The organism is Wylensekiella montiformis (assembly GCF_009697385.1).
Lineage (GTDB): Bacteria > Bacillota > Negativicutes > Selenomonadales > Selenomonadaceae > Selenomonas_A > Selenomonas_A montiformis.
Genome location: NZ_VUNL01000018.1, coordinates 1 through 23,925, shown reverse-complemented (window position 1 = coordinate 23,925; position 23,925 = coordinate 1). Strand labels below are relative to the sequence as shown.

The 23,925-nt window shown below is 52.4% G+C and carries 25 protein-coding genes and 1 riboswitch; of the genes, 2 read left to right on the top strand and 23 right to left on the bottom strand.

Annotated features, from left to right (window positions below):
* Positions 1–93 precede the first annotated feature (93 nt).
* From typA to dapF, 10 genes are all read right to left on the bottom strand, one after another.
* Positions 94–1,914, bottom strand: a complete 1,821-nt coding sequence (gene typA, locus FYJ78_RS12180; RefSeq protein WP_154621687.1) for a translational GTPase TypA — start codon at positions 1,912–1,914, stop codon at positions 94–96.
* Positions 1,915–2,140: 226 nt separating this feature from the next.
* Positions 2,141–3,331, bottom strand: coding sequence for a methionine adenosyltransferase (gene metK / locus FYJ78_RS12175; RefSeq protein WP_154621664.1), 1,191 nt, complete (start codon positions 3,329–3,331; stop codon positions 2,141–2,143).
* 105 nt (positions 3,332–3,436) lie between these two features.
* Positions 3,437–3,541: riboswitch (SAM riboswitch) on the bottom strand.
* Between the two features lie 89 nt (positions 3,542–3,630).
* Positions 3,631–4,806, bottom strand: a complete 1,176-nt coding sequence (locus tag FYJ78_RS12170) for a class I SAM-dependent methyltransferase (protein ID WP_154621663.1) — start codon at positions 4,804–4,806, stop codon at positions 3,631–3,633.
* Positions 4,807–4,894: 88 nt separating this feature from the next.
* The gene (gene nhaA / locus FYJ78_RS12165) at positions 4,895–6,079 is read right to left on the bottom strand and encodes a Na+/H+ antiporter NhaA (RefSeq protein ID WP_154621662.1); all 1,185 of its coding nucleotides are present in this window, start codon (positions 6,077–6,079) and stop codon (positions 4,895–4,897) included.
* Between the two features lie 141 nt (positions 6,080–6,220).
* On the bottom strand, positions 6,221–7,423 hold the full coding sequence (gene coaBC / locus FYJ78_RS12160) for a bifunctional phosphopantothenoylcysteine decarboxylase/phosphopantothenate--cysteine ligase CoaBC (protein WP_154621686.1): 1,203 nt from the start codon (positions 7,421–7,423) through the stop codon (positions 6,221–6,223).
* A 4-nt stretch (positions 7,424–7,427) separates the two neighbouring features.
* Positions 7,428–7,667: a DNA-directed RNA polymerase subunit omega gene (gene rpoZ, locus FYJ78_RS12155; RefSeq protein WP_235900061.1), complete on the bottom strand. Its 240-nt coding sequence runs from the start codon at positions 7,665–7,667 to the stop codon at positions 7,428–7,430.
* Positions 7,651–8,265 (bottom strand): guanylate kinase, encoded by a 615-nt coding sequence (gmk, locus tag FYJ78_RS12150; protein ID WP_154621661.1) that lies wholly within the window; start codon positions 8,263–8,265, stop codon positions 7,651–7,653. The genes rpoZ and gmk overlap by 17 nt, the downstream gene beginning before the upstream one ends.
* The gene (gene remA, locus FYJ78_RS12145) at positions 8,262–8,555 is read right to left on the bottom strand and encodes an extracellular matrix/biofilm regulator RemA (protein WP_154621660.1); all 294 of its coding nucleotides are present in this window, start codon (positions 8,553–8,555) and stop codon (positions 8,262–8,264) included. Before remA ends, gmk begins: the two co-directional genes overlap by 4 nt.
* 14 nt (positions 8,556–8,569) lie before the next feature.
* Positions 8,570–9,448 (bottom strand): YicC/YloC family endoribonuclease, encoded by an 879-nt coding sequence (locus FYJ78_RS12140; RefSeq protein ID WP_195847970.1) that lies wholly within the window; start codon positions 9,446–9,448, stop codon positions 8,570–8,572.
* 16 nt (positions 9,449–9,464) lie between these two features.
* A complete protein-coding gene (gene dapF / locus FYJ78_RS12135; RefSeq protein ID WP_154621659.1) occupies positions 9,465–10,298 on the bottom strand; it encodes a diaminopimelate epimerase in 834 nt (277 codons plus the stop codon).
* 285 nt (positions 10,299–10,583) lie between these two features.
* On the opposite strand from dapF, the gene FYJ78_RS12130 reads away from it, so the two are divergent.
* Positions 10,584–12,356, top strand: a complete 1,773-nt coding sequence (locus tag FYJ78_RS12130) for an Rqc2 family fibronectin-binding protein (RefSeq protein ID WP_154621658.1) — start codon at positions 10,584–10,586, stop codon at positions 12,354–12,356.
* A 32-nt stretch (positions 12,357–12,388) separates the two neighbouring features.
* Positions 12,389–13,153 carry an alpha/beta hydrolase gene (locus FYJ78_RS12125; RefSeq protein ID WP_154621657.1) on the top strand — a complete coding sequence of 255 codons (765 nt, stop codon included), beginning with the start codon at positions 12,389–12,391 and terminating at the stop codon, positions 13,151–13,153.
* Between the two features lie 125 nt (positions 13,154–13,278).
* Here the strand turns inward: FYJ78_RS12125 and pyrR are convergent, their stop codons facing one another.
* The 13 genes from pyrR to FYJ78_RS12860 all read right to left on the bottom strand — a co-directional run.
* Positions 13,279–13,833 carry a bifunctional pyr operon transcriptional regulator/uracil phosphoribosyltransferase PyrR gene (gene pyrR, locus FYJ78_RS12120; protein WP_154621656.1) on the bottom strand — a complete coding sequence of 185 codons (555 nt, stop codon included), beginning with the start codon at positions 13,831–13,833 and terminating at the stop codon, positions 13,279–13,281.
* The gene (locus FYJ78_RS12115) at positions 13,814–14,770 is read right to left on the bottom strand and encodes an RluA family pseudouridine synthase (protein ID WP_154621655.1); all 957 of its coding nucleotides are present in this window, start codon (positions 14,768–14,770) and stop codon (positions 13,814–13,816) included. The genes pyrR and FYJ78_RS12115 overlap by 20 nt, the downstream gene beginning before the upstream one ends.
* A gap of 1 nt (position 14,771) precedes the next feature.
* On the bottom strand, positions 14,772–15,215 hold the full coding sequence (gene lspA, locus FYJ78_RS12110) for a signal peptidase II (protein WP_154621654.1): 444 nt from the start codon (positions 15,213–15,215) through the stop codon (positions 14,772–14,774).
* A 12-nt stretch (positions 15,216–15,227) separates the two neighbouring features.
* Positions 15,228–15,800, bottom strand: coding sequence for a DivIVA domain-containing protein (locus tag FYJ78_RS12105; protein ID WP_154621653.1), 573 nt, complete (start codon positions 15,798–15,800; stop codon positions 15,228–15,230).
* 30 nt (positions 15,801–15,830) lie between these two features.
* On the bottom strand, positions 15,831–16,625 hold the full coding sequence (locus tag FYJ78_RS12100; RefSeq protein ID WP_154621652.1) for a YlmH family RNA-binding protein: 795 nt from the start codon (positions 16,623–16,625) through the stop codon (positions 15,831–15,833).
* An 18-nt stretch (positions 16,626–16,643) separates the two neighbouring features.
* Entirely contained in the window at positions 16,644–17,141 is a 498-nt protein-coding gene (locus tag FYJ78_RS12095) for a cell division protein SepF (protein WP_154621651.1), read from the bottom strand.
* Positions 17,142–17,154: 13 nt separating this feature from the next.
* A complete protein-coding gene (locus tag FYJ78_RS12090; RefSeq protein ID WP_154621650.1) occupies positions 17,155–17,847 on the bottom strand; it encodes a YggS family pyridoxal phosphate-dependent enzyme in 693 nt (230 codons plus the stop codon).
* Positions 17,848–17,865: 18 nt separating this feature from the next.
* The gene (gene pgeF, locus FYJ78_RS12085; RefSeq protein WP_154621649.1) at positions 17,866–18,687 is read right to left on the bottom strand and encodes a peptidoglycan editing factor PgeF; all 822 of its coding nucleotides are present in this window, start codon (positions 18,685–18,687) and stop codon (positions 17,866–17,868) included.
* 21 nt (positions 18,688–18,708) lie between these two features.
* A complete protein-coding gene (locus FYJ78_RS12080) occupies positions 18,709–20,433 on the bottom strand; it encodes a TIGR03960 family B12-binding radical SAM protein (protein ID WP_154621648.1) in 1,725 nt (574 codons plus the stop codon).
* 20 nt (positions 20,434–20,453) lie between these two features.
* The gene (gene nrdR, locus FYJ78_RS12075; protein ID WP_154621647.1) at positions 20,454–20,945 is read right to left on the bottom strand and encodes a transcriptional regulator NrdR; all 492 of its coding nucleotides are present in this window, start codon (positions 20,943–20,945) and stop codon (positions 20,454–20,456) included.
* Positions 20,942–22,870: a YgiQ family radical SAM protein gene (locus FYJ78_RS12070; RefSeq protein ID WP_154621646.1), complete on the bottom strand. Its 1,929-nt coding sequence runs from the start codon at positions 22,868–22,870 to the stop codon at positions 20,942–20,944. Before FYJ78_RS12070 ends, nrdR begins: the two co-directional genes overlap by 4 nt.
* Positions 22,867–23,679: a helix-turn-helix domain-containing protein gene (locus FYJ78_RS12065; protein WP_235900064.1), complete on the bottom strand. Its 813-nt coding sequence runs from the start codon at positions 23,677–23,679 to the stop codon at positions 22,867–22,869. Before FYJ78_RS12065 ends, FYJ78_RS12070 begins: the two co-directional genes overlap by 4 nt.
* A 55-nt stretch (positions 23,680–23,734) precedes the next feature.
* Positions 23,735–23,925 (bottom strand): hypothetical protein (locus FYJ78_RS12860; protein ID WP_206671403.1); only part of this gene is annotated, 191 nt, incomplete at its 5' end.

Genomic DNA, 23,925 nt, shown 5'->3' with positions numbered 1-23,925 from the left:
ATAACATATTTCCTCGTAAAATGCAAAAATCCTGCGAAAAAATATGGTATCTCGCAGGATTTTCTTATTCAAATGGACATTACGTAAGAAATATCAGCCTTTACGGGAATTTTTCGCATTGCGCCCGCGCACCGTGCGATCCAGAATCGCCTTGCGCAGGCGGATATGTTCCGGCGTCACTTCGACCAGTTCATCATTGTTGATGTATTCGATGGCCTGCTCCAGAGACAGGATACGCGGCGGTGTCAAGCGTATCGCTTCATCCGAAGAGGACGTACGCATGTTGGAAACATTTTTCTTCTTGCACGGATTGATATCGATATCGTTTTCCCGGGAATTTTCCCCGACGATCATGCCTTCATAGACCTGTTCGTTCGGGCCGATGAACATCGTACCACGGTCCTGCAGGGTATAAATTCCATAACCTGTCGTCTCGCCCTGTTCGAAAGCGACCAGAGAGCCGCGCGTACGGCCCGGAATATCTCCTTTATACGGCGCATAGCCATGGAACACATGGTTCATGATGCCATTGCCTTTCGTGCTCGTCAGAAGCTCCGAACGGAAGCCGATCAGGCCGCGAGCCGGGATTGTAAATTCCAGACGCATATATCCGGCTGTCTCTGACATATTCGTCAGCTCCGCCTTACGCGTTCCCAGACCTTCCATGACAGCGCCCATGTATTCCTGCGGCACTTCGACTGTCAGATTTTCAATTGGTTCGCAGAGCTGGCCATTGATCGTCTTATAAACAACTTCCGGCTTGCCGACCTGCAGTTCATAGCCTTCGCGGCGCATCTCTTCAATCAAAATGGACAAATGCAGCTCGCCGCGTCCGGAAACCTTGAATACATCGGCCGAATCCGTTTCCTCGACCTTCATCGCCACGTTCGTCTCGATCTCCTTGAACAGGCGGTCACGCAGATGACGGGAGGTCACAAACTGACCTTCCCGGCCGGCGAACGGGCTTGTGTTGACGCCGAACGTCATGGACAGCGTCGGCTCATCGATATTGATCGTCGGCAATGCCTCCGGATTTTCTGCATCAGCGACCGTATAGCCAATCGAAACATCACCAAGACCGGTCAGCGCTACAATCTCGCCCATGCTGGCGGACTCGGTTTCTACGCGCTTCAATCCCTGATAGACATAAACCTTGCCGATGCGCGCACGCGTTTCCTGATCCCCGTTGATGATGACCACACTCTGATTCGGCTTTGCCGTGCCGCGGATGATACGGCCGATGGCCACACGGCCGACGAACGAGTCAGATTCCAGCGTCGTAACCATCATCTGAAGCGGAGCATCCGGATCGCCTTTCGGCGCGGGGATCTCTTTCACAATCGTCTCCATCAGCGGTTCAAGATTGTCGCTCTCATCTTCCATATTGTATTTGGCAATGCCGTCGCGCGCTGTGGCATAGATAACCGGGAAATCCAGCTGATCGTCGTCTGCGTCAAGCTCCATAAAGAGCTCCAGTACTTCATCGTATACATCATCCACACGCTGATTCGGCTTATCAATCTTATTGATTACCACAATCGGCTTGAGTTTCTGCTCCAGCGCCTTGCGCAGAACATACTTCGTCTGCGGCATCGGCCCTTCAAACGCATCAACCAACAGAACAACGCCGTCAACCATATTCAGGACGCGTTCCACCTCGCCGCCGAAATCCGCATGGCCCGGCGTGTCTACGATGTTGATCTTGATGCCATTGTACATGATCGCTGTATTCTTGGACAGGATGGTAATCCCGCGCTCACGCTCGATATCGCCGGAGTCCATAACGCGCTCAGCTACCTGCTCATTGGAGCGAAACACATGGCTCTGCTTGAGCATCGCATCAACCAGCGTAGTCTTGCCATGGTCGACATGGGCAATAATCGCAATATTTCTCAGCTTATCATTGGTCATCATACTCATTCTGTGTAATCTGCCTCCTATAAAATAAAAAGGGATACGCTTTGGTATCCATCAATTCCGGGTATACTACATCCAAATTAACAATAACCAGTTTAGTATAGGAAATAAGTCTTGTCAATCTTTTTTTACTGATACAGGCAGATAGACCCAACTCACATACCGGACAGAATGGAAAAACCCTCCTGCAGAAAACCTGCAAGAGGGCAATACGCATCATCGCTCAGAGGCCGGCTTCCTTGCGCAGTACCTCAGCCCGGTCTGTGTGCTCCCAGGGCAGATCGACATCCGTGCGGCCAAAGTGTCCGTACGCCGCGGTCTGCCGGTAAATCGGACGGCGAAGATCCAGCATCCGGATGATGCCTGCCGGACGCAGGTCGAAGAGAAGATCGACCAGTTCCTCGATCTTCTCTTCCGGCACCTTGTTCGTGCCGAAGGTATCTACCATGATCGACACCGGATGCGCCACGCCGATGGCATACGCCAGCTGGATTTCACATTTATCCGCCAGTCCGGCCGCTACGATATTTTTCGCAACGTAACGAGCCGCATAAGCCGCACTGCGGTCGACTTTCGTCGGATCCTTTCCGGAGAATGCGCCGCCGCCATGGCGCGCCCAGCCGCCATAAGTGTCCACAATAATCTTACGGCCCGTGAGGCCGGAATCGCCCTGCGGTCCGCCAATGACAAATTTCCCCGTCGGATTGACGAAGATCTTCGTCCGTTCGCTCAAAAGTTCAGCCGGCACCACGGCCCGAATTACCTGCTCGATCAGATCCTTACGAATCGTATCGAGTGCAATATCTTCATCATGCTGCGTCGAAATGACGATGGTGTCCACACCGACCGGCTTGCCATCTTCATAGACTACCGTAACCTGCGTTTTGCCATCCGGACGCAGATACGGCAGCGTCCCATTTTTGCGCACTTCTGCCAAGCGGCGTGCCAGACGATGAGCCAGCGCGATCGGCAGCGGCATAAATTCCGGCGTCTCGTTCGTCGCATAGCCGAACATCATGCCCTGATCTCCCGCACCGACGGCTTCCGCTTCGTCCATCTTGCCCTCGCGCGCTTCCAAAGCCCGATTGACGCCCTGAGCAATATCCGGCGACTGTTCGTCCAACGAAACAAGAATGCCGCATGTTTCTGCATCAAATCCGTATTTCGCACGCGTATAGCCGATATCACGCACCGTCTGACGAATGATTTTCGGAATATCCACATAGCATTTGGTGGAGATTTCTCCTACGACATGAACCTGTCCCGTCGTCACCAAAGTTTCACAGGCAACACGCCCCTGCGGATCCTTCTCCAGAATGGCGTCGAGAATGCTGTCCGAAATTTGGTCAGCCATTTTGTCCGGATGTCCTTCTGTAACCGATTCTGAAGTGAAATACATACGCTTCTTACTCATAATCCCTGCCTCCCTGATTCTATCTATATTGCTGAACAACGCCCATTTCCTTCCGATCGCGCCATAGAAAAACGCTCTCCATAAAAAGAGAGCGTTTCTATCTTACTCTCATCTTATAGGCATTACCTAAAGGAATTGGCACCGTTTTGACCTGAGTCAATGGTTGCCGCGGATTCATCGGGCCATTCCCTCCTCCGCTCTGGATGAGTCCCTATTCAGCTTTTCTGCTCTTATCATAACGTATCTGCCAGAAGCTGTCAAGCAAAAAATGAATGTTATTCATTTTTATATTTTGCGATTTAGTACCATCGCGTCAACGGAAGATCGTTCGTATTTCCCTTTGTCATAAGGAACTGATGCACGTCAATAAAACCGATGTAGAACGCAGCAGCGCATCCGCACAGATACAAATCCCACATGCGGACAAACGCATCGTCTTTCCACTGGCGCACGGTATCATGAACCTGCTGGAAATTTTTATACCAGCACATAAGCGTCTTATAATAATGGCGGCGCAGGCTTTCTACATCCTGTACGCGAAAGTCGTTGTCATAAGCATGTGAAGCGATTTCACGCAAGGACGGCAATGTGCCGCCCGGAAAAATATACTTGCGCAGGAACGCGTCGGACATCTCCTCATCGTGGCCGGTGATCGTATGCAGCAGGAAAAGGCCGCCCGGTTCCAGCAAACTATTGACATCTTCAAAATAAGTCGGGTAATTCGAGCGGCCTACATGCTCCATCATACCGACGCTCACCACGCGGTCGAAATGCGCACCGCGGTCTACCAGGTCACGATAATCGATCAAGTCAATCTGAATCTGATCCTCCAGATGCAGTTCATGAATCCGTTCCTGTCCTTTTTTCCACTGCTCCTTGCTCAGGGTACATCCATAGCCGCGCACACCATACTCCCGCGCCGCTTCGATGAGAAGATATCCCCATCCGCAGCCGATATCCAGCAGGGTCATTCCCGGTTTCAGGTAAAGTTTTTTCAGGATATGGTGCACTTTATTCTTCTGCGCCTGCTCTAAAGAATCATCCTCGTGCTGAAAATATGCGCAGGAATATGTCATGGTCGGATCCAGCCACAATTTATAAAAGTCGTTGCCAAGGTCGTAATGGGAAGATACCTGCTGAGCCTGAGCTTTTTTCTTCTCCGATACAAAGAAGATATTTTTCAGAGAATGGCGCTCTAACGAGAAGCTTTCGCTCTGGTCCAGCAGATCTGACAGCGCAGTAAAAAGATTTCCCTCAATCTCGATATCACGGCGCATATACGCCTCGCCCAACGCAAGACCGGTAGCCCGAAGCAACTCTGTTTTCGGAATGTCCTTGCGAATCACAATGGTAAACTGTGGTTCCCCATCGCCGATCTTATACGTATCGCCATGAATCCGGACGTTGAAGCAATACTTGTCAAACCGGTGCAGATAGTGAATCAGGAAGCTGTCTTTGAGTTCTTTAAAAATCATATCAACCTCTCCCTCCACAAAAATCATAAAAAAGGTTCAAGTATATCATCTTTATTATATACCTTTGTCAACCTCTCATGCACCATGCTTATTCTGATTGCGTCGTACGATATGATATCCATTGAAAAACCATTGCTCCCGCCAGTCCGGACAAAACCGAAGCTGCCAGAATACTCCATTTGGCGATGGCCAGCCATTCCGGATCAGGAAACGCCAACGAGGCAATAAAAATCGACATTGTAAATCCGATCCCGCCCAGCATCCCTGTCGCGGCTAACTGGCCGGACGCAGCATTGCCCGGAACCGACACGCCGGCTGATCGGTGCAGCAGCCAGACCACTCCCGCAATGCCCAGTGGTTTCCCCAGACAAAGCCCCGCGAGTATACCAAGAAAAATTGGCGACGAAAAATCAAACTGCGAAAAGGAGACGGGAACTCCCGCATTGGCCAGCGCAAATACCGGCATGATGCCATAGGCCGACCACGGCTCCAACGCATGTTCCAATCGATGCAGCAAAGAGTGTTCCGGCTCGGCCTCCGCCGGAATGGCAAAGCCCAGCAGAACCCCCGCAATCGTCGGATGAATGCCTGCATGGAAAAAGGACAGCCAGGCCAGCGCGCCGCAAAGCAGGTAGCCCGGCAGGAAAGAGCTGCGCAGACGGTTCATTCCCAGTGCCAGCAGCAGGAACAAAATACCAATCAGAAGGGCCGGCGCCGACACTTCGCCGCTGTAGCACAGCGCAATCACCACAATCGCTCCGAGATCGTCGACAATAGCCAGTGCAGTCAGGAAAATGACCAGTCCGAGCGGAGCCTGACGCGCCGCCAATGTCATGATACCCAGTGCAAAGGCAATATCTGTAGCCATAGGTATACCCCATCCGGCCATAGTTTCCTGCCCATAGTTCAGCGCCAAATAAAAAAGCGCCGGCAGAATCATTCCGCCCATAGCCGCACCGACGGGAAGAAGCATAGAGGATCTGGTCCGAAGCTCTCCATAAAGAAATTCCCGCTTGATTTCCAAGCCGATCACAAAGAAAAATACGGCCATGAGTCCGTCATTGATCCAGTGCAGGAGCCCCAGTTCCAAAGACCAGCTGCCAAAGCCCACTGCCAGCGGAGTATGCAGCAGATGTTCATAATCGTCCGCCCAGGGCGAGTTCGCCAGAAAAATGGCCAGAACGGCACACAGCAGCAAAAGAATGCCGCTTCCTGCTTCCTGCTGAAAAAAAGAAAGAAACGGCTCGGCTATCCGTTTTATATGTTGTCTCATTCGAATCCCATCTCCTTCCCGAATATACGGAAACTCCTGACTGCATCAACAGACAGGAGTCGTGAAAAAACGCTAATCTCTTGACAATCCCCATGGATAAATCTGAGGATTCTTGGTTTGATAAGGCATCATAATCCGAAATCAGTTTCCCCAAATCGAAGCAACATGATCCAGTATAATGCCGGCCAGTTCCCGCTTGCTTTTCAGCGGATAGGCCGTCGCATGACCGTTCCGGTCAAAAATCCTGATCCGGTTTGTCTCCACGGCAAACCCCGCATCCGGCTCAGATACATCATTGGCCACAATAAAGTCCAGATTCTTCCGTTCCAGCTTGGAGCGTGCATATTCCTCGACCCGGCAGGTTTCCGCAGCGAAGCCGACCAGAATCTGATGCTTTTTTTTCTGCCCCAGTTCGTAAAGAATGTCTGGGTTTCGCACCAGATGCAGAACAAGATCGTCGTCGCTTTTCTTGATTTTATGCGGCGAAACCTCAACAGGACGATAGTCGGCCACAGCAGCTGCCTTGATCACGGCATCGACGGAAGAAAATGACTGCAGGACGGCATCCCGCATCTCACGCGCTGTCTCCAGACGCACAACGCGCACACCACACGGATCAGGCAGAGAGGTCGGCCCCGATATGAGTACGACTTCCGCGCCCCGGCAGGCCGCTTCCTCCGCAATCGCATACCCCATGCGTCCCGTTGACCGGTTGCCGATAAAGCGGACAGGATCCAGCGGTTCAATGGTTCCGCCTGCCGTAACCAGCAGTTTCCTGCCGGCCATTTCCTTTCGCTTATGAAATCCATCCTGAACAAAGGATACAATGGATGCCGGCTCAGGCAAACGCCCTTTTCCGCTCGTGCCGCAGGCCAAATGGCCTTCATCCGGTTCCAAAATATGAACCCCGCGCGACCGAAGTGTTGCGATATTCTTTTGCGTCGCCGGATTTTCATACATGACCGTATTCATGGACGGAGCCATATATATCGGCGCTTTTGTGGCCAGCAGCGTCGTTGTCAGCATATCATCCGCAATCCCCGAAGCCGCCTTGGCCAAAAGATTGGCCGTCGCCGGTACGACGAGAATCAGATCTGCCAGTGTTGCCAAAGCCACATGTTCCACCTGAAAATGCGTGACCTTGCTCCACATGTCCAGCGCGACAGGCTGACCGCTGATTTCACGGAAGGTCAGCTCGGTAACAAACTGCGCTGCCTCCCGGGTCATGATCACATGAACCTCCGCCCCGGCTTTGCGCAGACGGCTCACCACTTCCACCGCTTTATAGGCTGCAATGCCGCCCGTAACGCCTACGACAATCTTTTTACCGCTTAACTCGCCCAGCATATTAAAGATCTGCCTTGGAGATCTTGTAGGAGATCTTCCCTTCTGCGATTTCTTCCAGCGCATTGGTTACGTTTTTCGTTGACTTCGATTTGATTTCCTTGAGCTCTTCGCCATCCAGCAACTGACGTGCGCGCTTCGATGCGCAAACCACCAGTCCGTAACGACTGTCTACCTTCGTCATCAAGGTATCGGTAGACGGATTTACCATACTCATTTCCGGATTGTTATTTGCTTTCATCATGTTCCAACTCCTCAAATTTGTCGATATTGTTGCTGACCCGGCAATGTTCAGCGGCCATAATGCTTTGGATGCGCCGGACCGCCTGTTTCACGGTATCGTTGACCACTACATAGTGGTACCTCCTGCCAACAGCGATTTCCTGACGGGCGGCGCCCAGACGCCGGGCCAGCGATGCCTCCGTCTCTGACCCCCGGCCGCGTATTCTCCGCTCCAGTTCACTGAGCGAAGGCGGAACCAAAAAGATAAACAATCCATCCGGACATTTATCCATGACCTTCAGGGCTCCCTGCGTATCAATTTCCAGCAGGACATCTTTTCCCTCTTCACGGCGTTCCTGAATTTTGCCCAGCGGCGTCCCATAGTAATTGCCATAGACTTCCGCATATTCCAGAAATCCGCCCTCCTGAATCATTTCTTCAAACCGATCCCGATCCAGAAAATAATAGTTTTTCCCATCAACCTCGCCTTCCCGCGGTTTCCGCGTCGTAGCAGAAATGGAATAGGCCAGCTCCGGCATCTGTGCCAAAAGCTCCGCGCAAACGGTTCCTTTTCCGGTTCCGGACGGACCGGATACTACAATCAATAAGCCTTTATTCATTCTTGTATGTCGTCTTCTTTCTCTTTTAATTCTGCCCGGCCCTCTGTATCCTCATCATCCACCCGATGTGCCACGGTTTCCGGCTGAACAGCCGACAGAATGACATGATCGCTGTCCATGATGATAACCGCTCTGGTTCTCCGCCCATAGGTTGCATCAATCAGGCGTTCTCCATCGCGCGCTTCCTGAATAATCCGCTTGATCGGCGCCGATTCAGGACTGACAATTGCCACGATACGGCCTGCCGACACAATATTGCCAAAACCGATATTGATGAGTTTGATATCCATACCGTCTCTCCCTCTTATTCGATATTCTGTACCTGCTCCCGCAATTTTTCTGTTTCGCTTTTCATATCGACCACAAGCTGCGATACTTCTGCACAGTTCGCTTTCGAGCCGATGGTATTCGTTTCCCGGTTGATCTCCTGAAGCAGAAAATCCAGTTTTCGTCCGACAGGGCCAGCCGCATGCTGCAGGATCTGACGATACTGCCGAAAATGACTGCCCAGCCGCACGACTTCTTCCGTATAGTTGACCTTGTCCGCATAGAGCGCGGTTTCCTGCAGCAGCCGATCTTCGTCCAGCGGATGGGCCTGAAGAATCTCTTCCATCACATGATGAAGATGCTCCCGATAGGACTCCACAATAGTCGGCGCCATGGATCGAATCCGCTCCGTCAGCTGCTCCAAAAGGTTCAGACGGCGCAAAAAATCTTCACCGATCGCCGCGCCCTCGCGCTGACGCATGTCGTCCAGCTGCGCCAGCGCTCCGCGCAGCGCCTCAAGCACGATAGGGGCAGCGCCGGAGCGGTCGCTGCACTCTTCCTGCTTCAAAAGATCCGGAAAAGACAGGAACGCGGCAACATCATCCGGCCTGGCAACATGCAAAAGATCACACAGTTCATTCAAGGCCTGCCGGACGGCCAGTGCGCGATCGCGATCCACTTCGATCGTTCCCCGGCCTCCCCGCTTGTCCGCAAGGCGGACAAAGACATCGATTTTTCCCCGGGCAGCAACGCTCTGTATAGTTTTTCGCATTTCCGTTTCCCAAAAATCCAGCGCATGATCCATATGAAACCCGATTTCCAAAAAACGCTGGTTCACGGCCTTCAGTTCTACTTCTGCCTTGTATTCTTCATTCTCCGCGGCGGCTGAACCGAATCCCGTCATACTTTTCAGCATAAAGGTCCTTCCTTCGTCAATCAGCCAGTCTGCCGGCAAACACCATCTCTGCCGGACCGGTCATAAATACATGGTTGTTTTCTGCCCATTCCACCAACAGCCTGCCGCCATCCAATTCCACTTCGATCTTGCGGTCGGTTTTCCGGTTGAGCGCACTGGCCACCGCCGTGGCACAGGCTCCGGTTCCGCAGGCCAGTGTGATAGCGGCACCACGCTCCCAGACACGCATGCGTACGTGTCCGCGGTCGCGGACTTCTACAAATTCCGTATTGGTTTTGCGCGGAAACATCTCATGGTGTTCAAACTGTGTGCCAAGTTCTCCGATCGGAAACGTTTCAGCATCTTCAACGAAAACCACACAATGAGGATTTCCCATGGACACGCCGGTCATGCGGTACGTCTTCCCCCCCACATCAATCGGCTGGTCGATGACCATCTCGCCGTCGTGACCGCATACAGGAATCTCCTCCCCCATGAGATGCGGCTCACCCATATCCACACAAACCCCTGTGATCTGACCATGCGTGAGGATAATCCGTGGAACCAGTATCCCCGCGCCGGTTTCGACGGGAAATTCCGTCTTGTTTGTCAAGCCATACTCATATAAATACCGGGCGAAGCAGCGAATTCCATTCCCGCACATCTCCGCCTCACTTCCATCGGCATTGAAAATACGCATGCGGAAATCCGCCCGCTCCGAAGGAAGCACGACGAGGATTCCGTCCGCGCCTACTCCATAATGTCGGTCGCACACCTTGACCGCAAACGATGCATAATCATCGGGTTCCTGTTTCCGTCCGTCAATCAGCACAAAATCGTTGCCACACCCTTGCCATTTTGTAAATTCCATGGGAGGCCCTCCTGTTTCGTGAATTCATTCGATTTCACTTATTCATTTTAATATTATATGGTTTTTCCCGCGCTTATGCAAGTTTCCAAACGAACTCCGCTGCTCCCCGCCCTTCCCTTTGATATTGAAGGACCGTGCTATAGATGATATAATGAAAACCGTTTTATCCAGTAAATTTTCCAGCGCCAGTCCATCCGCACAGCGAAACGGACCGGATGTGCTGCCAAAGCGGCGCACAGTATGCCGCGAAGAACACAAACGATTTCAGCCAAAAGGAGTTTTATCATGAGTCTTGATGGCTTTTCCATGCGCCCGCTTGTCCATGAGCTCAACGAAGCCCTGACCGGCGGCCGCATCGATAAAATCACTCAGCCGAATAAACATTCCATTATTCTTTCCGTACGTCAGCCGGGACAGAATATTCTGCTGCACCTTTCCATTCATCCGCAGAATCCTTCCGCCCACCTGCTCAGCAAGAATCTGGAAAATCCTCCGGAACCGCCCGTCTTCTGCATGGTTCTGCGCAAGCAGCTGGAAACAGGGCGTATTGCCGCTATCCGCCAGCATGAACTGGACCGTTTGCTCCTCATGGATATCGATACGCTGGCTGCTGGTGGACGCATCGCCACAAAAACGCTGGTCATGGAATTCATGGGAAAGTACAGCAACCTCATTCTTGTTCAGGACGGGATCATCATGGACGCTCTGCGGAAAATCGGGGCCAACAGCAGCCGCATCCGCACCGTCCTGCCGGGCGACCGCTATGAGCTTCCGCCCGGACAGGACAAGCTGGATTTGTTTTCCGCCGCACCGGAGGACGTACTCGGACTGATCCGGCGTGATCCGGAGCAGCGGCTTGACAAAGCACTTTTATCCGCCTGCATGGGCTTCGGCCCGGTCTCGGCCAAAGAGGCCTGCTTCTCCGCCGGGCTGGCGCCGTCCACGCGGATCGGCCAGCTGGAAGATATCGATTTCTCTTCGATCCGCTCGGCGCTGATGGAGCTTCGCCAAGCCGCAGAGGCCAGACCGTCGAAGCCTGTCATCCTGATCGATGAAAACAAAAAAATTCTGGCGATGGCTTCCTTTCCACTTCATTATCTACCGGACGCCGCAACGCTGTCCTTCCCCTCGATCAGCGCCATGCTCGAAAAGGCGGACCAGCTTGCCGGAAGCTATGTCCTGCCGGACAAGGAACGATTCAGAAAGCTGATCCGGAATGAGCTCAACCGCGCCCGGAACAAGCGCGTAAAACTCGAGGAAGAAGCCGCAGACGCGGAACAGGCAGAAACGTATAAGATACGCGGCGATAATTTAATGACGTATCAGTACCAGCTGACCGATCATGCGGATTCTTCCGTAACACTGCCTGACATCTACAGCGAATCTGGAGAGCGCATCACGATCCCGCTGGACCAGCGCTACACCATCGTACAGAATATGCAGGACTGCTACCGAAAATACGACAAGCTCAAGCGCGCCCAGTCTCTGCTCCGCGTGCAGATTCAGGAATGTGAGTCTGCGATTTCCTATTTGGAAAGCATCGAGGCGTCGCTTCTCGCTTCGTCCAGTCTTGCAGAAATTGCTGAGATCCATAACGAACTGGTGGAATCCGGTTATCTGCGCGAAAAATTAAAGCGCAAAAATAACGACAAGCCAAGCCGTCCGTTCCGCTTCCAGTCTGAGGACGGAATGGAAATTCTTGTAGGCAAAAACAATTATCAAAATGACCGGCTGACCTGCAAGACAGCATCATTCAACGATACCTGGTTCCATACCAAGGATATCCCCGGCTCTCATGTGATCCTGCGCAACAGCGGCGCGCCGGTTTCGGAAGATACGCTCCTGCTGGCTGCCAATCTGGCCGCTTATTTCAGTCAGGCGCGCGGCTCGTCCAAAGTCCCTGTTGATTATACGCAGGTTCGTTATGTCAAAAAACCTTCCGGCAGCAAACCGGGATTTGTCCTGTTCACCAACCAGAAAACCCTCTATGTGACACCCGTCGAAAAAGATCTGGCCAATATTCTCCTTCAGCAGGACGGAACACTGCATGCACAATAAACTTTTCCTTCGTTATCCGAGAGGAGCGCATCATGAAGAAAAAATTCGATATCAATCGTCAGGGTTACAGCATCCGCTGCCTTCTCTTCTGCCATGACCGCGAGCGGACAGCCCATTCGTTTCGCCATGTCGTCCTGGTCACTCACGGCTTCGGCAGCAGCAAGGATACGGCAGGAACCGAACATTTTGGAGAACACCTGACCGCGAAATACAAGGATTATGCTGTCATTGCCTTTGACTGGCCCTGCCATGGAGCAGATGCGCGAAAAAAACTGACCGTGGAAGAATGTCTGACGTATCTGCAGATCGTTACAGAATATGCGCGGGAAGAACTGCAGGCCGAACAGATCTACAATTATTCGACCAGTCTAGGCGCCTATCTCACACTCCGCTTTCTGATCGAGCAGGGCAATCCTTTTACCCGTATCGCCCTGCGCAGTACAGCAGTCGCCATTGCCCGCACCATGCTTGACCGCATCCCTGAACCAGATCAGGTCAAGTTAAAAAAGGGCCGTGAAATCCAGATCGGATTCGAGCGGAAGATGAAAATCGATCAGGGTTTTCTGGATTCACTCCAAAACTTCGACCTCATGAATTATGAGTATTTCGACTATGCGGAAGATATCCTGATGATTCACGGAACACAGGATCAGATGATTCCGCTGGAACAGGCAGAAGCATTTGCAGAAAATAATGTCATCCGCCTGATTCCGATCGAGGGAGCAAATCATCCGTTTCAGAATCCTAATCACATGGCTCTCGCGATTCACGAAATCATCTCGTTCTTCCACCCCTAAAGCCAGCCATTTCTCACAGCAAAAAGCTCCCGTCAGAGGCGACACAGTTTTGCCTGCGTCCTTCCTTGACGGGAGCTTTCTTATTCGTTTCGAAGCGCCTTAAACACAAAGTTTCTCCGCTGAGATCAGCTGCCGCAAAACTCCCGGATCACTACTTTTTCCGCACCATCTGTCGCATTGAGCTGGACACTGACTACTTCATGCGAGGAGGTCGGCACATTCTTCCCTACAAAATCAGCACGAATCGGCAATTCCCGATGGCCGCGGTCAATCAGAACAGCCAGCTGAATCGTCCGCGGACGGCCCATATCGATCAAGGCATCCAGTGCAGCGCGGATCGTGCGTCCGGTGTAGAGCACGTCATCGACAAGAACCACGGTCTTGCCCGTAATATCCACCGGCAGCTCCGTCGGATGCACAATGGGCTGATAGGACAGCGTCGAAAGATCATCCCGGTAAAGCGTAATATCCAGCACGCCGACCGGCGGACGCGTCCCCTCGATGCGGGCAATGCAATCCGCAATACGCTCGGCGATCGGCACGCCGCGCGTGCGAATCCCTACAATGATAAGATTCTCTACGCCTTTATTCTTTTCCACAATCTCATGCGAAATACGCGTAAGCGCACGGCGTATCCCTTCAGAATCCATGAGTACCGTTTTATCGGTCAATACCGGCATCATCGTTCACTCCCATCTTTCTCTTTTTATCGCGCAATGCTTTGAGGATACGCATCATATCCTCCGGCAAAGGAGCTTCAAACTTCATCTTCTCATGCGTACGCGGATGAAACAGCGTCAGCGTCCATGAGTGAAGGGCCTGCCCCCGAATCGAGAATCCGCTTGACTTCTTCGGGCCATACTTTGGATCGTTCAGCAGCGGATGACCGATTGCTGTCATATGCACACGAATCTGATGCGTGCGGCCTGTCTCAAGGGAACATTCTACGAGCGTATACGCACCGAAACGTTCCAATACCTTAAAATGCGTAACAGCCGGCTTGCCATGCTCGCGCACAATGGCCATTTTTTTTCGATCGGTCGGATGACGGCCAATATCCCCGCGGATCAAACCGGACGGCTCGGAAATATTGCCATATACGATGGCCTGATAAACGCGGTGGGCCGTCTTCGTCCGAATCTGCTCCGCCAGGTCCAGATGCGCCTTGTCGTTCTTGGCGCATACCATCACACCAGAAGTGTCCTTGTCCAGACGATGAACAATGCCAGGGCGTATCATACCATTGATCCCCGACAGATCCCGGCAATGAGCCAAAAGCGCATTGACCAGCGTACCGCTGTGTACGCCGGCAGCAGGGTGAACGACCATACCGCGCGCTTTATTCACTACGATGATATCCTCATCCTCATAAAGGACATCCAAAGGTATCGGCTCCGGCAGAATCTCTGCCGGAGCCGGCGGGGCAAGCAGTAAATCAACCTGTTCTCCAGGGTTCAGCTTATAGTTGGCCTTGCGAACTTTTCCGTCCACCAGCACATCGCCGCGGGTAATCCGTTTCTGCACATGAGAACGAGAAAGATCCGGCTGCTGACGTACCAGAAACAAATCCAGTCGTTCACCGCCAAGATCTGCCGTATAAGTCTCCCGCTCCATCATATCAGTTCTCTCCCTCTTTCATCCGGAACAAAATGGCATAAATCATACTGGCCACACCGAATACAATCGCCATATCCGCCAGATTGAACACGGGCCAGATACGGAAATCCATAAAATCGACCACCAGACCATTCTGAACCCGGTCGGCCAGATTACCGACAGCGCCGGACAGAAGTGAAATGCAGCCGTAGCGGAACCAGACACACTGGCGCTTCCAATAGGGATAGAAACGGAAAAAAACGCCGATAAGAAACAATCCGGCCAGAATAAAGAACCAGCGCTGATGAGCCAGCATCCCAAAAGCAGCACCGGGATTCAGTACATAAGTGATATGAAAGATTCCCGAAACGATCGGTATGCTTTCACCGGGAATCATATACATACGAATGAAGCATTTTGACAACTGATCCAGTACCAGCAGAATAAAAAACAAAAAACATGCCATGATTTCAGGAAATCAGCCCTCCTGCACTTCTTCTGCCGCCACCTGCTCCTTACCGAAACCTTCCTGCTGCGAAGAGGCCATCCGCTCCTCACGGTCAGGATCTGGAAGCTCTTCCAGCGTTTTATCGATCACAGCCAGTTCCGATTCCATGCTCACCTTTATTTTCCGCAGGAACTGGTTTTTCTCACGCACCAGACGGTCGTATTCCACGACAATCGCACGAATTTTCTCCGCCGCTTCCGCTTTCTTCCGATCGATTTCCAGCTGAGCCTCGCAGCGCATATTCTGACATTCCTTCTCTGTATTTTCGCGCAGCTCCTCCGCATGCTGTCTGGCATTGGACGTCACTTCTTCCGCCGTTTTCTGCGCCACCAGCAGCGTATCCTTGAGATTTTTTTCCAGCTGATGATACTGCTCATTGTCCTTGCGGGCACGATTGAGTTCTTCTTTCAGCTGATCCCTTTCACGAAAAAGATGCTCATAATCATTTACGACCTGATCGAGAAAATCGTCGATTTCATCTTCATCATAGCCGCGAAAACTGCGCTTAAAATCTTTGTTGTGAATATCCATTGGAGTAAGCAAGACTATTATCTCCTATCCTTTTATCCGTCATTACAAATACCGGTTCAGCACAACGACTGTGCGCCCCTTCTTCGTCTGACCACGAACCTCGGCTACCTCAAGACGGCCCCGGCCGCGCATGGAAAGAATGTCCCCTTCCTTCACCTGCTGAGATGCGCTGCGGACCGGCTGCCAGTTCAGCTTCAGCTTGTCCGCAGCAATATCGGCAGCCGCTCTGCTGCGCGAGCAGCCAAAGCCAGACGCCGCAATCGAATCTACCCGCAGCGAAGCCACAGTCGCCCGAATTTCCTTGCAGCGCTCCTCACGCGGCGTAATATCCGACAAGGGGACGCGCTCGCAAGTCACGCCAACCGCTCCGATCTTTTCGAGATTGTGCAACAGATATTCTGCAATCGCTTCGCTGCAAAGAATCCGTACCGTATCGTTTGTCACCAGCAGATCGCCGATACGGTCCCGCTCCAGCCCCAGCCCCATCAGCGCCCCCAAAACATCGCGGTGCGAGAGGCGCGCAAATTGGCCATTCCATGATGCCTTGATGCAGCCGATATCAAAGCCCTGCGGCCTGCCGGCAAAGTCCTCATGGACATACATAGCGCGTACGCGTTCTGCGCCTTGGTAGCCGCCGTCAAAATCTACGTGCAGACTTCCGTAATTGGCTGCAACCGTCTCCGCAATTTCCTGCCCAAAGGGATCCAAAAATTCGCTGAGGCGGAATTTCTGACTGCGCTGAACGGTTTCGGCCAGATCCACCAGCTTCACCACGGTTTCCTCGCCTTCCGTCCCCTTGTAAAAACGAATCAGCTTCTCTTTCTGTTCATTTGCCATTCTGTATTTCAGCGCTCCTTATTTCTTGAGCCACGGCATTTCGGAGGAAACCCTGCGTTCTTCCTCCGTATAGGTAACGTTCACATTACTCGGCGCACAAAGAAATACATTATGGCCGACTTTTTTGATCTCGCCGTTCAGCGCATAGGTCGTTCCACTGATAAAATCAATAATGCGCTTGGCATCTTCTGCCTCCGTCTTTTCAAAATTGATGACCACCGGCTTTTTTTCACGCAGATTATTAGCCACCTGCTGCGCATCATCAAACGTTTTGGGCTCGATGACAATCACCTTCATCTTATACGATGTAACGACACTCTCATGTGCCGTCTGTGCAGAATGAAAATCTACTACATTGCGGCTGCTTTCTCCGCGCTCTGAACCTGACAACGAGTCCATCTCCGGCTCCTCCTGCCCGCTTGTTTTACTGCGGAGTTCTTCTTCCTCAAAATCCATTTTTTCATCAATAGGATCCATCAGTCCCATCTTTCCGCATACTTTATCAATAATACTCATGACATCCACCTCTTCAGTACTGCCGCGGCCCGAAAATCGCGGTGCCAACCCGAACCATATTTGCCCCTTCTTCCACCGCAATCGGATAGTCATGGGACATGCCCATGGATAAATATTTTATATTCGCGGTTTGAAAAGGAAATTCCTTTACTTTTTGATAAATTTCATACATTTCATGGAACAGCGGCCGGCATTTTTCCACATCATCGTAATTGGGGGCAATGCACATCAATCCACACAGCCGAAGATTCGGCAGGACATCCGTAAGATCCAGCAGAGCGCGCAAATCTTCCCGAAAGACACCGGATTTGCTTTCTTCACGAGCCAGATTCACCTGTACAAGAATATCCTGTACTTTTCCCAGTTTGCCGGCTTCCCGGTCAATCGCCCGGGCAAGATGCTCCGAATCCACGGAATGAATGAGATCAAAATATTTCACCGCCTGTCTGGCCTTATTGGTCTGAAGATGACCGATAAGATGCCAGGTCGCCTTGCGCTCCAAACGCTCATACTTGTCCCGGGCTTCCTGAATGCGATTTTCACCGATATCGACCGCCCCGGCATCGATCGCTTCCCGCATTGCAGCTACATCATGATTCTTGGTTACCGCGATCAGACGTACCGGTTCGTCTTTCGGGACTCGTGTACGGCGCTCCATACTCCGCGCAATTTCCGCTTCAACCTCGTGAAACTTCTCTTCGATCATACGACATCCCTCCAAAACTTAACAAGATTTCAAGGCAATGACAGCCGCCAGACGCCCTGTCGTCCCCCCATCCGCACGATAGGAGAAAAACCAGGAATGTTTACAGGACGTGCAGGTTCCGGCCACCTCAATATGACTTGGAACCAGCCCCGCCTCGATCAGCTGAAGCCGATTTGCCTCCCATAAATTGACATAGGACCTGCCTTCTTTTCTCTGAACGATCGCGTCTTTTCCGGCTGGAAACGATGTCTCGAACTGATGAGCCACCTCTTCGCCGACCTCATAACAGCAAGGACCAATCGACGGGCCAATACCAGCCAGCAAATCTTCCATTTTGGTGCCGAATTCCTCCCGCATGCGCGCGGCAGTCCGGGCAGCAATTTTCTTTACCGTCCCGCGCCAGCCTGCATGGGCAATCCCCACAGCCCGGTGCACCGGATCGGCCAGCAGTACCGGCGTGCAATCCGCAAAACAAAGCATCAGCGGCAGTCCGGGTTCATTGGTAATCAGCGCATCCGTAGCGGGAATTGCATCCTGATAATCGAATGCACCACGTCCCGCCTCGGCACGGCCTACCCGCTCGATATGCGTGCCATGAACCTGCACCGGCGTAACCAAATCGTCAGCCCTCAGACCGGCAGCCCGCATATAGCGCTGTCGGTTCGTCCGCACAGACTCCGGATCATCGCCAACATGAAACGCCATATTCAGCGAATCATACGGCGATACACTGACGCCGCCCAAACGGGCGGTAAATCCGTGCATACACAAATCCGATGGAAACAGGGAAAACCGCCCCTGCCAGATATTCCTGCCGATTTGTTCCAGAATAAAGCTCATGCTACTCACTCTCCCGCCATATCAGCACACCCCGCAGCGGTGACAGCCATCAAAGCACGGAATCGTCGCTTGCTGCTGCTGCGCGCGGAGAAGTTCGTCATAAAGGTAATCGCTCCGGACTCCCATGTCCAGACAAGCCCAGGGAAAGACCTCATCCTTTTCCCGGTCGCGGTACAGATAATCTTCCGCCTGCAGGCCGCATTCTCTCAGTGCGCGTTTGAAAGCCTTGGCACCGCCAAGCTCATGCGCCTTCAAAATCGCTTCACCGACCCGCCGGTCACCGCGGGCAATAACCCCTTGGATATAGGCTTCTTTGACCGACTCGGTGTTGACCAGAATATGCTTCCGCTTATGGAAGGCCTGCGACAGCTTCCGAAAGGCTTTTTCCACATAGCGCCGGTCGGCCATAGGCTTCCACTGAAACGGCGTAAACGGCTTGGGAATAAATGGATTGACGCTGAGAGTCAGCGTTCCCTTGCTGCCTTTTTCCTCCATATAATCTTTCAGACGGCCAGCCAGATCAATGATCGCATCAATGTCTTCCTCCTGCTCAAACGGCAGTCCCACCATGAGATAAAGCCGGAAATGGCGGATGCCTGCCGCCAGCCCCATTTCCATGGCATGAAAGAGGTGTTTCTCCTCAATCCCTTTATTGATCACCGCTCTCATCTTAGGACTGCCGGCTTCCGGAGCCATGGTCAGCGTCTTAAGACCGCTGTCTGCCAAAGACTGCACCAGATCCGCCGTCACAGAATCCGCGCGGAACGAGGCAACGGACATGGACAGTCCCTCCCCCAGAATATCCCGACACAACGCATTGATTTCCGGATAGTCGGAAATCGCTGCTCCCATCAGGCCAATCCGCTTCCCATAGGGAAGGGCCTCCCGAACCTGCTGCGTAATGCGTCCCAGAGATCGGTTGCGTGGTTTGCGGAAACAGTAACCTGCCATGCAGAACCGGCAGTGACGGCCGCATCCCCGCGCTGTCTCAATCAAGTAAAAATTAAATTCGGTATGATCGGTCAATACGACGGTATGGGCCGGATACGCGTCCAGATCCCTGACCCATTGACGCGAAACGCGGGACGGTATTCCCGGCTCCGGTTCAATGGCGATCAGACGGCCTTGTTCATCATACCGGTGCGCATAAAAAGAGGGAACATATACCCCCGGGACCTGCGCCAGGCGCTGCAGAAGCTCACGCCGCGCCAGCCCTTTCCGTCTGGCCTCATAGTATACATCCATAAAGGCCGGCATGATGACCTCTCCTTCACCGATGATGAACGCATCGACGACCTCTGCCAGCGGTTCCGGATTGAACGTAGCGCACGGACCGCCGGCAATGACCAGCGGGTCCCGTTCCCCGCGTTCACGGGAGCGCAGGCAGACCCGGCCGAGCTCCAGCATACGGAGAACATGAAAATAGTCCATTTCAAAGGACAGCACAAAAGCAATCAGAGGGAATTCATACAAGGGAAGCTGATGTTCCATGCTCATAATTGGCGTGCGGGTTTTCTCATACCGAATCCTCTCCCTGCGCTCAGGGAGGAATACTCTCTCGCAGGCGGTATCATCGCGTTGATTCATCAGCGCATAAATAATATGCAGACCGAGATTTGACATGCCAACAAAATAAGAATTTGGATAAACCAATGCCATACGGGAACGCGTCCCTGACGGGTAGGAAAAATATCCCTGTTCGCGGCCAAGCTGGTCGCGCAGTGCCTGTTTCAGTTCCCAATCCAAATGCTTTCTTCCTCCCTCTGTCAGGATTTTCCCGTCTTTTCTTTCTGGCTTTCTTCGCTTTTGTGCGCCTGCAACTCCTTCAACTCTTCCAAAAAGCTGCTGATATCCGCAAATTTACGATAAACGGAGGCAAAACGAATATAGGCGACTTCATCAAAGTCCTTGAGACGCGCCATGACCATCTCACCAATTTTCGCTGAAGAAATTTCCTGATCCATGGTATTGCGGATATCCCGTTCGATATCATTGACCAGCGCCACGATATGTTCCATGGAAATATCCCGCTTATCGCAGGAACGGATTACTCCATTCAAAATCTTATCGCGCTTGAACACCTCCCGGCGTCCGTCCTGCTTGACAACCATCAGCGGCAGCTTTTCCACGACCTCATACGTTGTGAAACGGCGGCCGCAGCCATTACACTCACGCCGCCGCCGGATTGTCGCTCCATCTTCTGCCGCCCGGCTGTCGATCACCCGGCTGTCTGCTTGTTTACAAAAAGGACATTTCATCGCCGCACCTTCTTCTCTCGTTGATATTCTGTTCCCCGGCGGGATCGCTTTCCATCAGACTCCCGTTTCCCGCGAGGAGCAGTACAGGATTCCTTCGCCCGGTCTGCCCTGTGGCGCCGTTTCTCACGCGGCTCCGCATTGCCGGGACGCACCAAACATTGCTTGCCAAAACCGATCAAATCTTCACGATGCGCAAGATGCAGTGCTTTGCGCACAATCGCCTGATTTTTCGGCAGCCAATACTGCATCAACGCGCGCTGCATCTGCTTTTCTTCATAGGTTTTTGCCGTATAGACCGGTTCTCCCGTCAAGGGATTCAGGCCGGTATACCACATGCAGGTGGAAAGCGTCCCCGGAGTCGGAATGAAATCCTGCACCTGCTGAGGGTGATAGCCCATGTCCCGGATAAATTCCGCCAGTTCAATGGCATCTTCCAAATGAGCGCCGGGATGGCTCGACATAAAGTACGGAACCAAATACTGTTTCAGCCCAAGCTTCTGATTCATCTGCCGGAATTTCTCTGCAAAGCGCTGATACACACGACGCCCTGATTTTCCCATCATATAGGTTACGCGATCAGAAATATGCTCCGGCGCGATCTTCAGCTGGCCGCTGATATGATACCGGCACAGTTCTTCCAGAAAATCATCCTTGGCCAACAGCAAATAATCAAACCGGATTCCCGATCGCACAAATACTTTTTTGACGCCGGGGACAGCCCTAAGCTCCCTCAGCAGACGGAGGTAATCGCTGTGATCCGCTATGAGATTCTGGCAGGGAACAGGAGATAAACAGGGTTTGCCGCGGCAGGTTCCGCGCTCCCGCTGCCCGTCACAGCTCATCCGGCGAAAATTCGCCGTCGGCCCGCCCACATCATGAATATATCCCTTGAAACCCTTCATCCGTGTGAGAATCTTTGCCTCCCGGATCAGAGAAGCATGACTGCGCCGCTGGATGATTCGCCCTTCATGGGAAAGGATCGCGCAAAAATGACATCCGCCAAAGCAGCCGCGATGGCTGACCAGACTAAACTGAACCTCCTGAATAGCCGGCACTCCGCCGGCCTTGTCGTAAACTGGATGCCAGGTACGCTGGTAGGGAAGATCATAAATTTCATCCATCTGCGCTTCAGACAGGGGGGGAGACGGCGGGTTCTGAACCACGCACCACTCCTCATTCTGCTGAATCAATCTTCGCCCGCGAATCGGATCCTGCTCCAGATAAAACAAGCGGAACGCCTCCGCAAATTTTTTCTTATCGGCAGACACCGCTGCATACGACGGCAGCTCCAAATAATCCCAGACATACTCCCGGTTCGGTACCCGATAACAGGTTCCCGGCACATCCTGAATATTTTGTATCGCCACTCCCTGCTGCAGATCGGCAGCCACTTCCAGCAAAGCCCTCTCGCCCATGCCGAAGATCAGCAAATCTGCCCCGCTGTCCACCAAAATCGAGCGCCGCACCGCATTGCTCCAATAATCGTAATGAGCAAAGCGCCGCAGACTGGCCTCAATGCCGCCGATAAGGATCGGAACATCGGGAAAGCGTTCACGAAGCCGGTTGCAATAAACGATGGTGGCTCGATCGGGGCGGCAGCCCGGCCGCCCACCCGGAGAATAAGCATCCTGATGCCGCATTTTTCTGGCTGCCGTAAATTTGTTCAGCAGGGAATCCATATTCCCTGCTGAAACAAGAAACCCCAGCCTTGGTTTTCCCAGGCGATCAAAATCCCTGGTAGAATGCCAGTCCGGCTGGGGTATGATCCCGACTTTATAACCATGTTTTTCCAAAAGGCGACAAAGGATTGCCGGGCCAAAACTGGGATGATCGACATAAGCGTCACCGGATATAAAGATAAAATCCAGCTGCTCATAACCGCGCTCCGCCATATCCTGTCTGCTGATCGGCAAAAATCCACTCATGATTTTTTACTGTCCTTCCGGCCCTGATCTGCGGATACTTCGCCATCCGGCGTATACGTTTTCTCCACGACCTGTCCGGTTTTGCCAGCCTTGCCCAGTTCTTTACCATTCAATTTAAGTTCCACGGCGCCGGCATTGCCTGCCGTAATCACCACTTTTTCCCGACCTTTCCAGGATTCCGTTTTCCCCTTTTCCACGGTTCCCTCAAAAACGGTTTTGCCGTCCGCCTTGACTTCCGTCCAACAGCGGTCCGTAAACACTGCCGTCACTTCGACACCATCATTTTTCTTTTCCGGCACAGGTTTTGCCGACGCCGACGAAGAGGCCCCTGATGACTGCGCCGCAGTCTGCGCCGGCTTCTTATCGGAAACGCCGCTTCCGCCTTCCGATGCAAAAAGATAAACCGCTCCGCCTGCCACGATCAGCGCAATCAAAACAAGCAACAGTTTATTCTGCCGCTTATGCGAAGTCTCCACGCGCTGACGGAAATCATTCCCTGTCGAGAAAGCCGCAGCCTTCTTTTTCGGCGGCTCCTCCCGCATCGTACTGTTTTCTTCAGGCTCAGCCGCAACAGCTGCCGCCGGATGATTCTCATCCATATACTGCTTCACTGCCGCATCTGCATCCAGCTTCAGGAAATTGGCATAATTGCGGATAAACCCTTTGGTATATACTTCTCCGGGGAGCTGCTGATACTCCCCTTTTTCAATGCAGTCTATATATAAAGAACGAATGCTTGTCCCTTTTTCAATGTCTTTGATCGTCAGATTCTGTTTCTCGCGTTCCGCGCGCAACGTATCCCCTATCATAATCGTCAAGAACCTCCGTTTCATTTGGCAGCATACTCTCGCAAAGAAATAAACACTACCTTTTTACATTATACATAAATGCAGCCATCAATACAAATATTTTAACCAAAAAGTTCAGCGCCCGAATTGCAATAATAAGTTGAACACCCGGCGAACCTTTATGCAGTAAGTGCTGCAAGCATTTCTTCCCTAAAGCACTCCTCGGGTGTCTTATAGCCGAGTATTTTTCTTGGCAGGGTGTTGGCC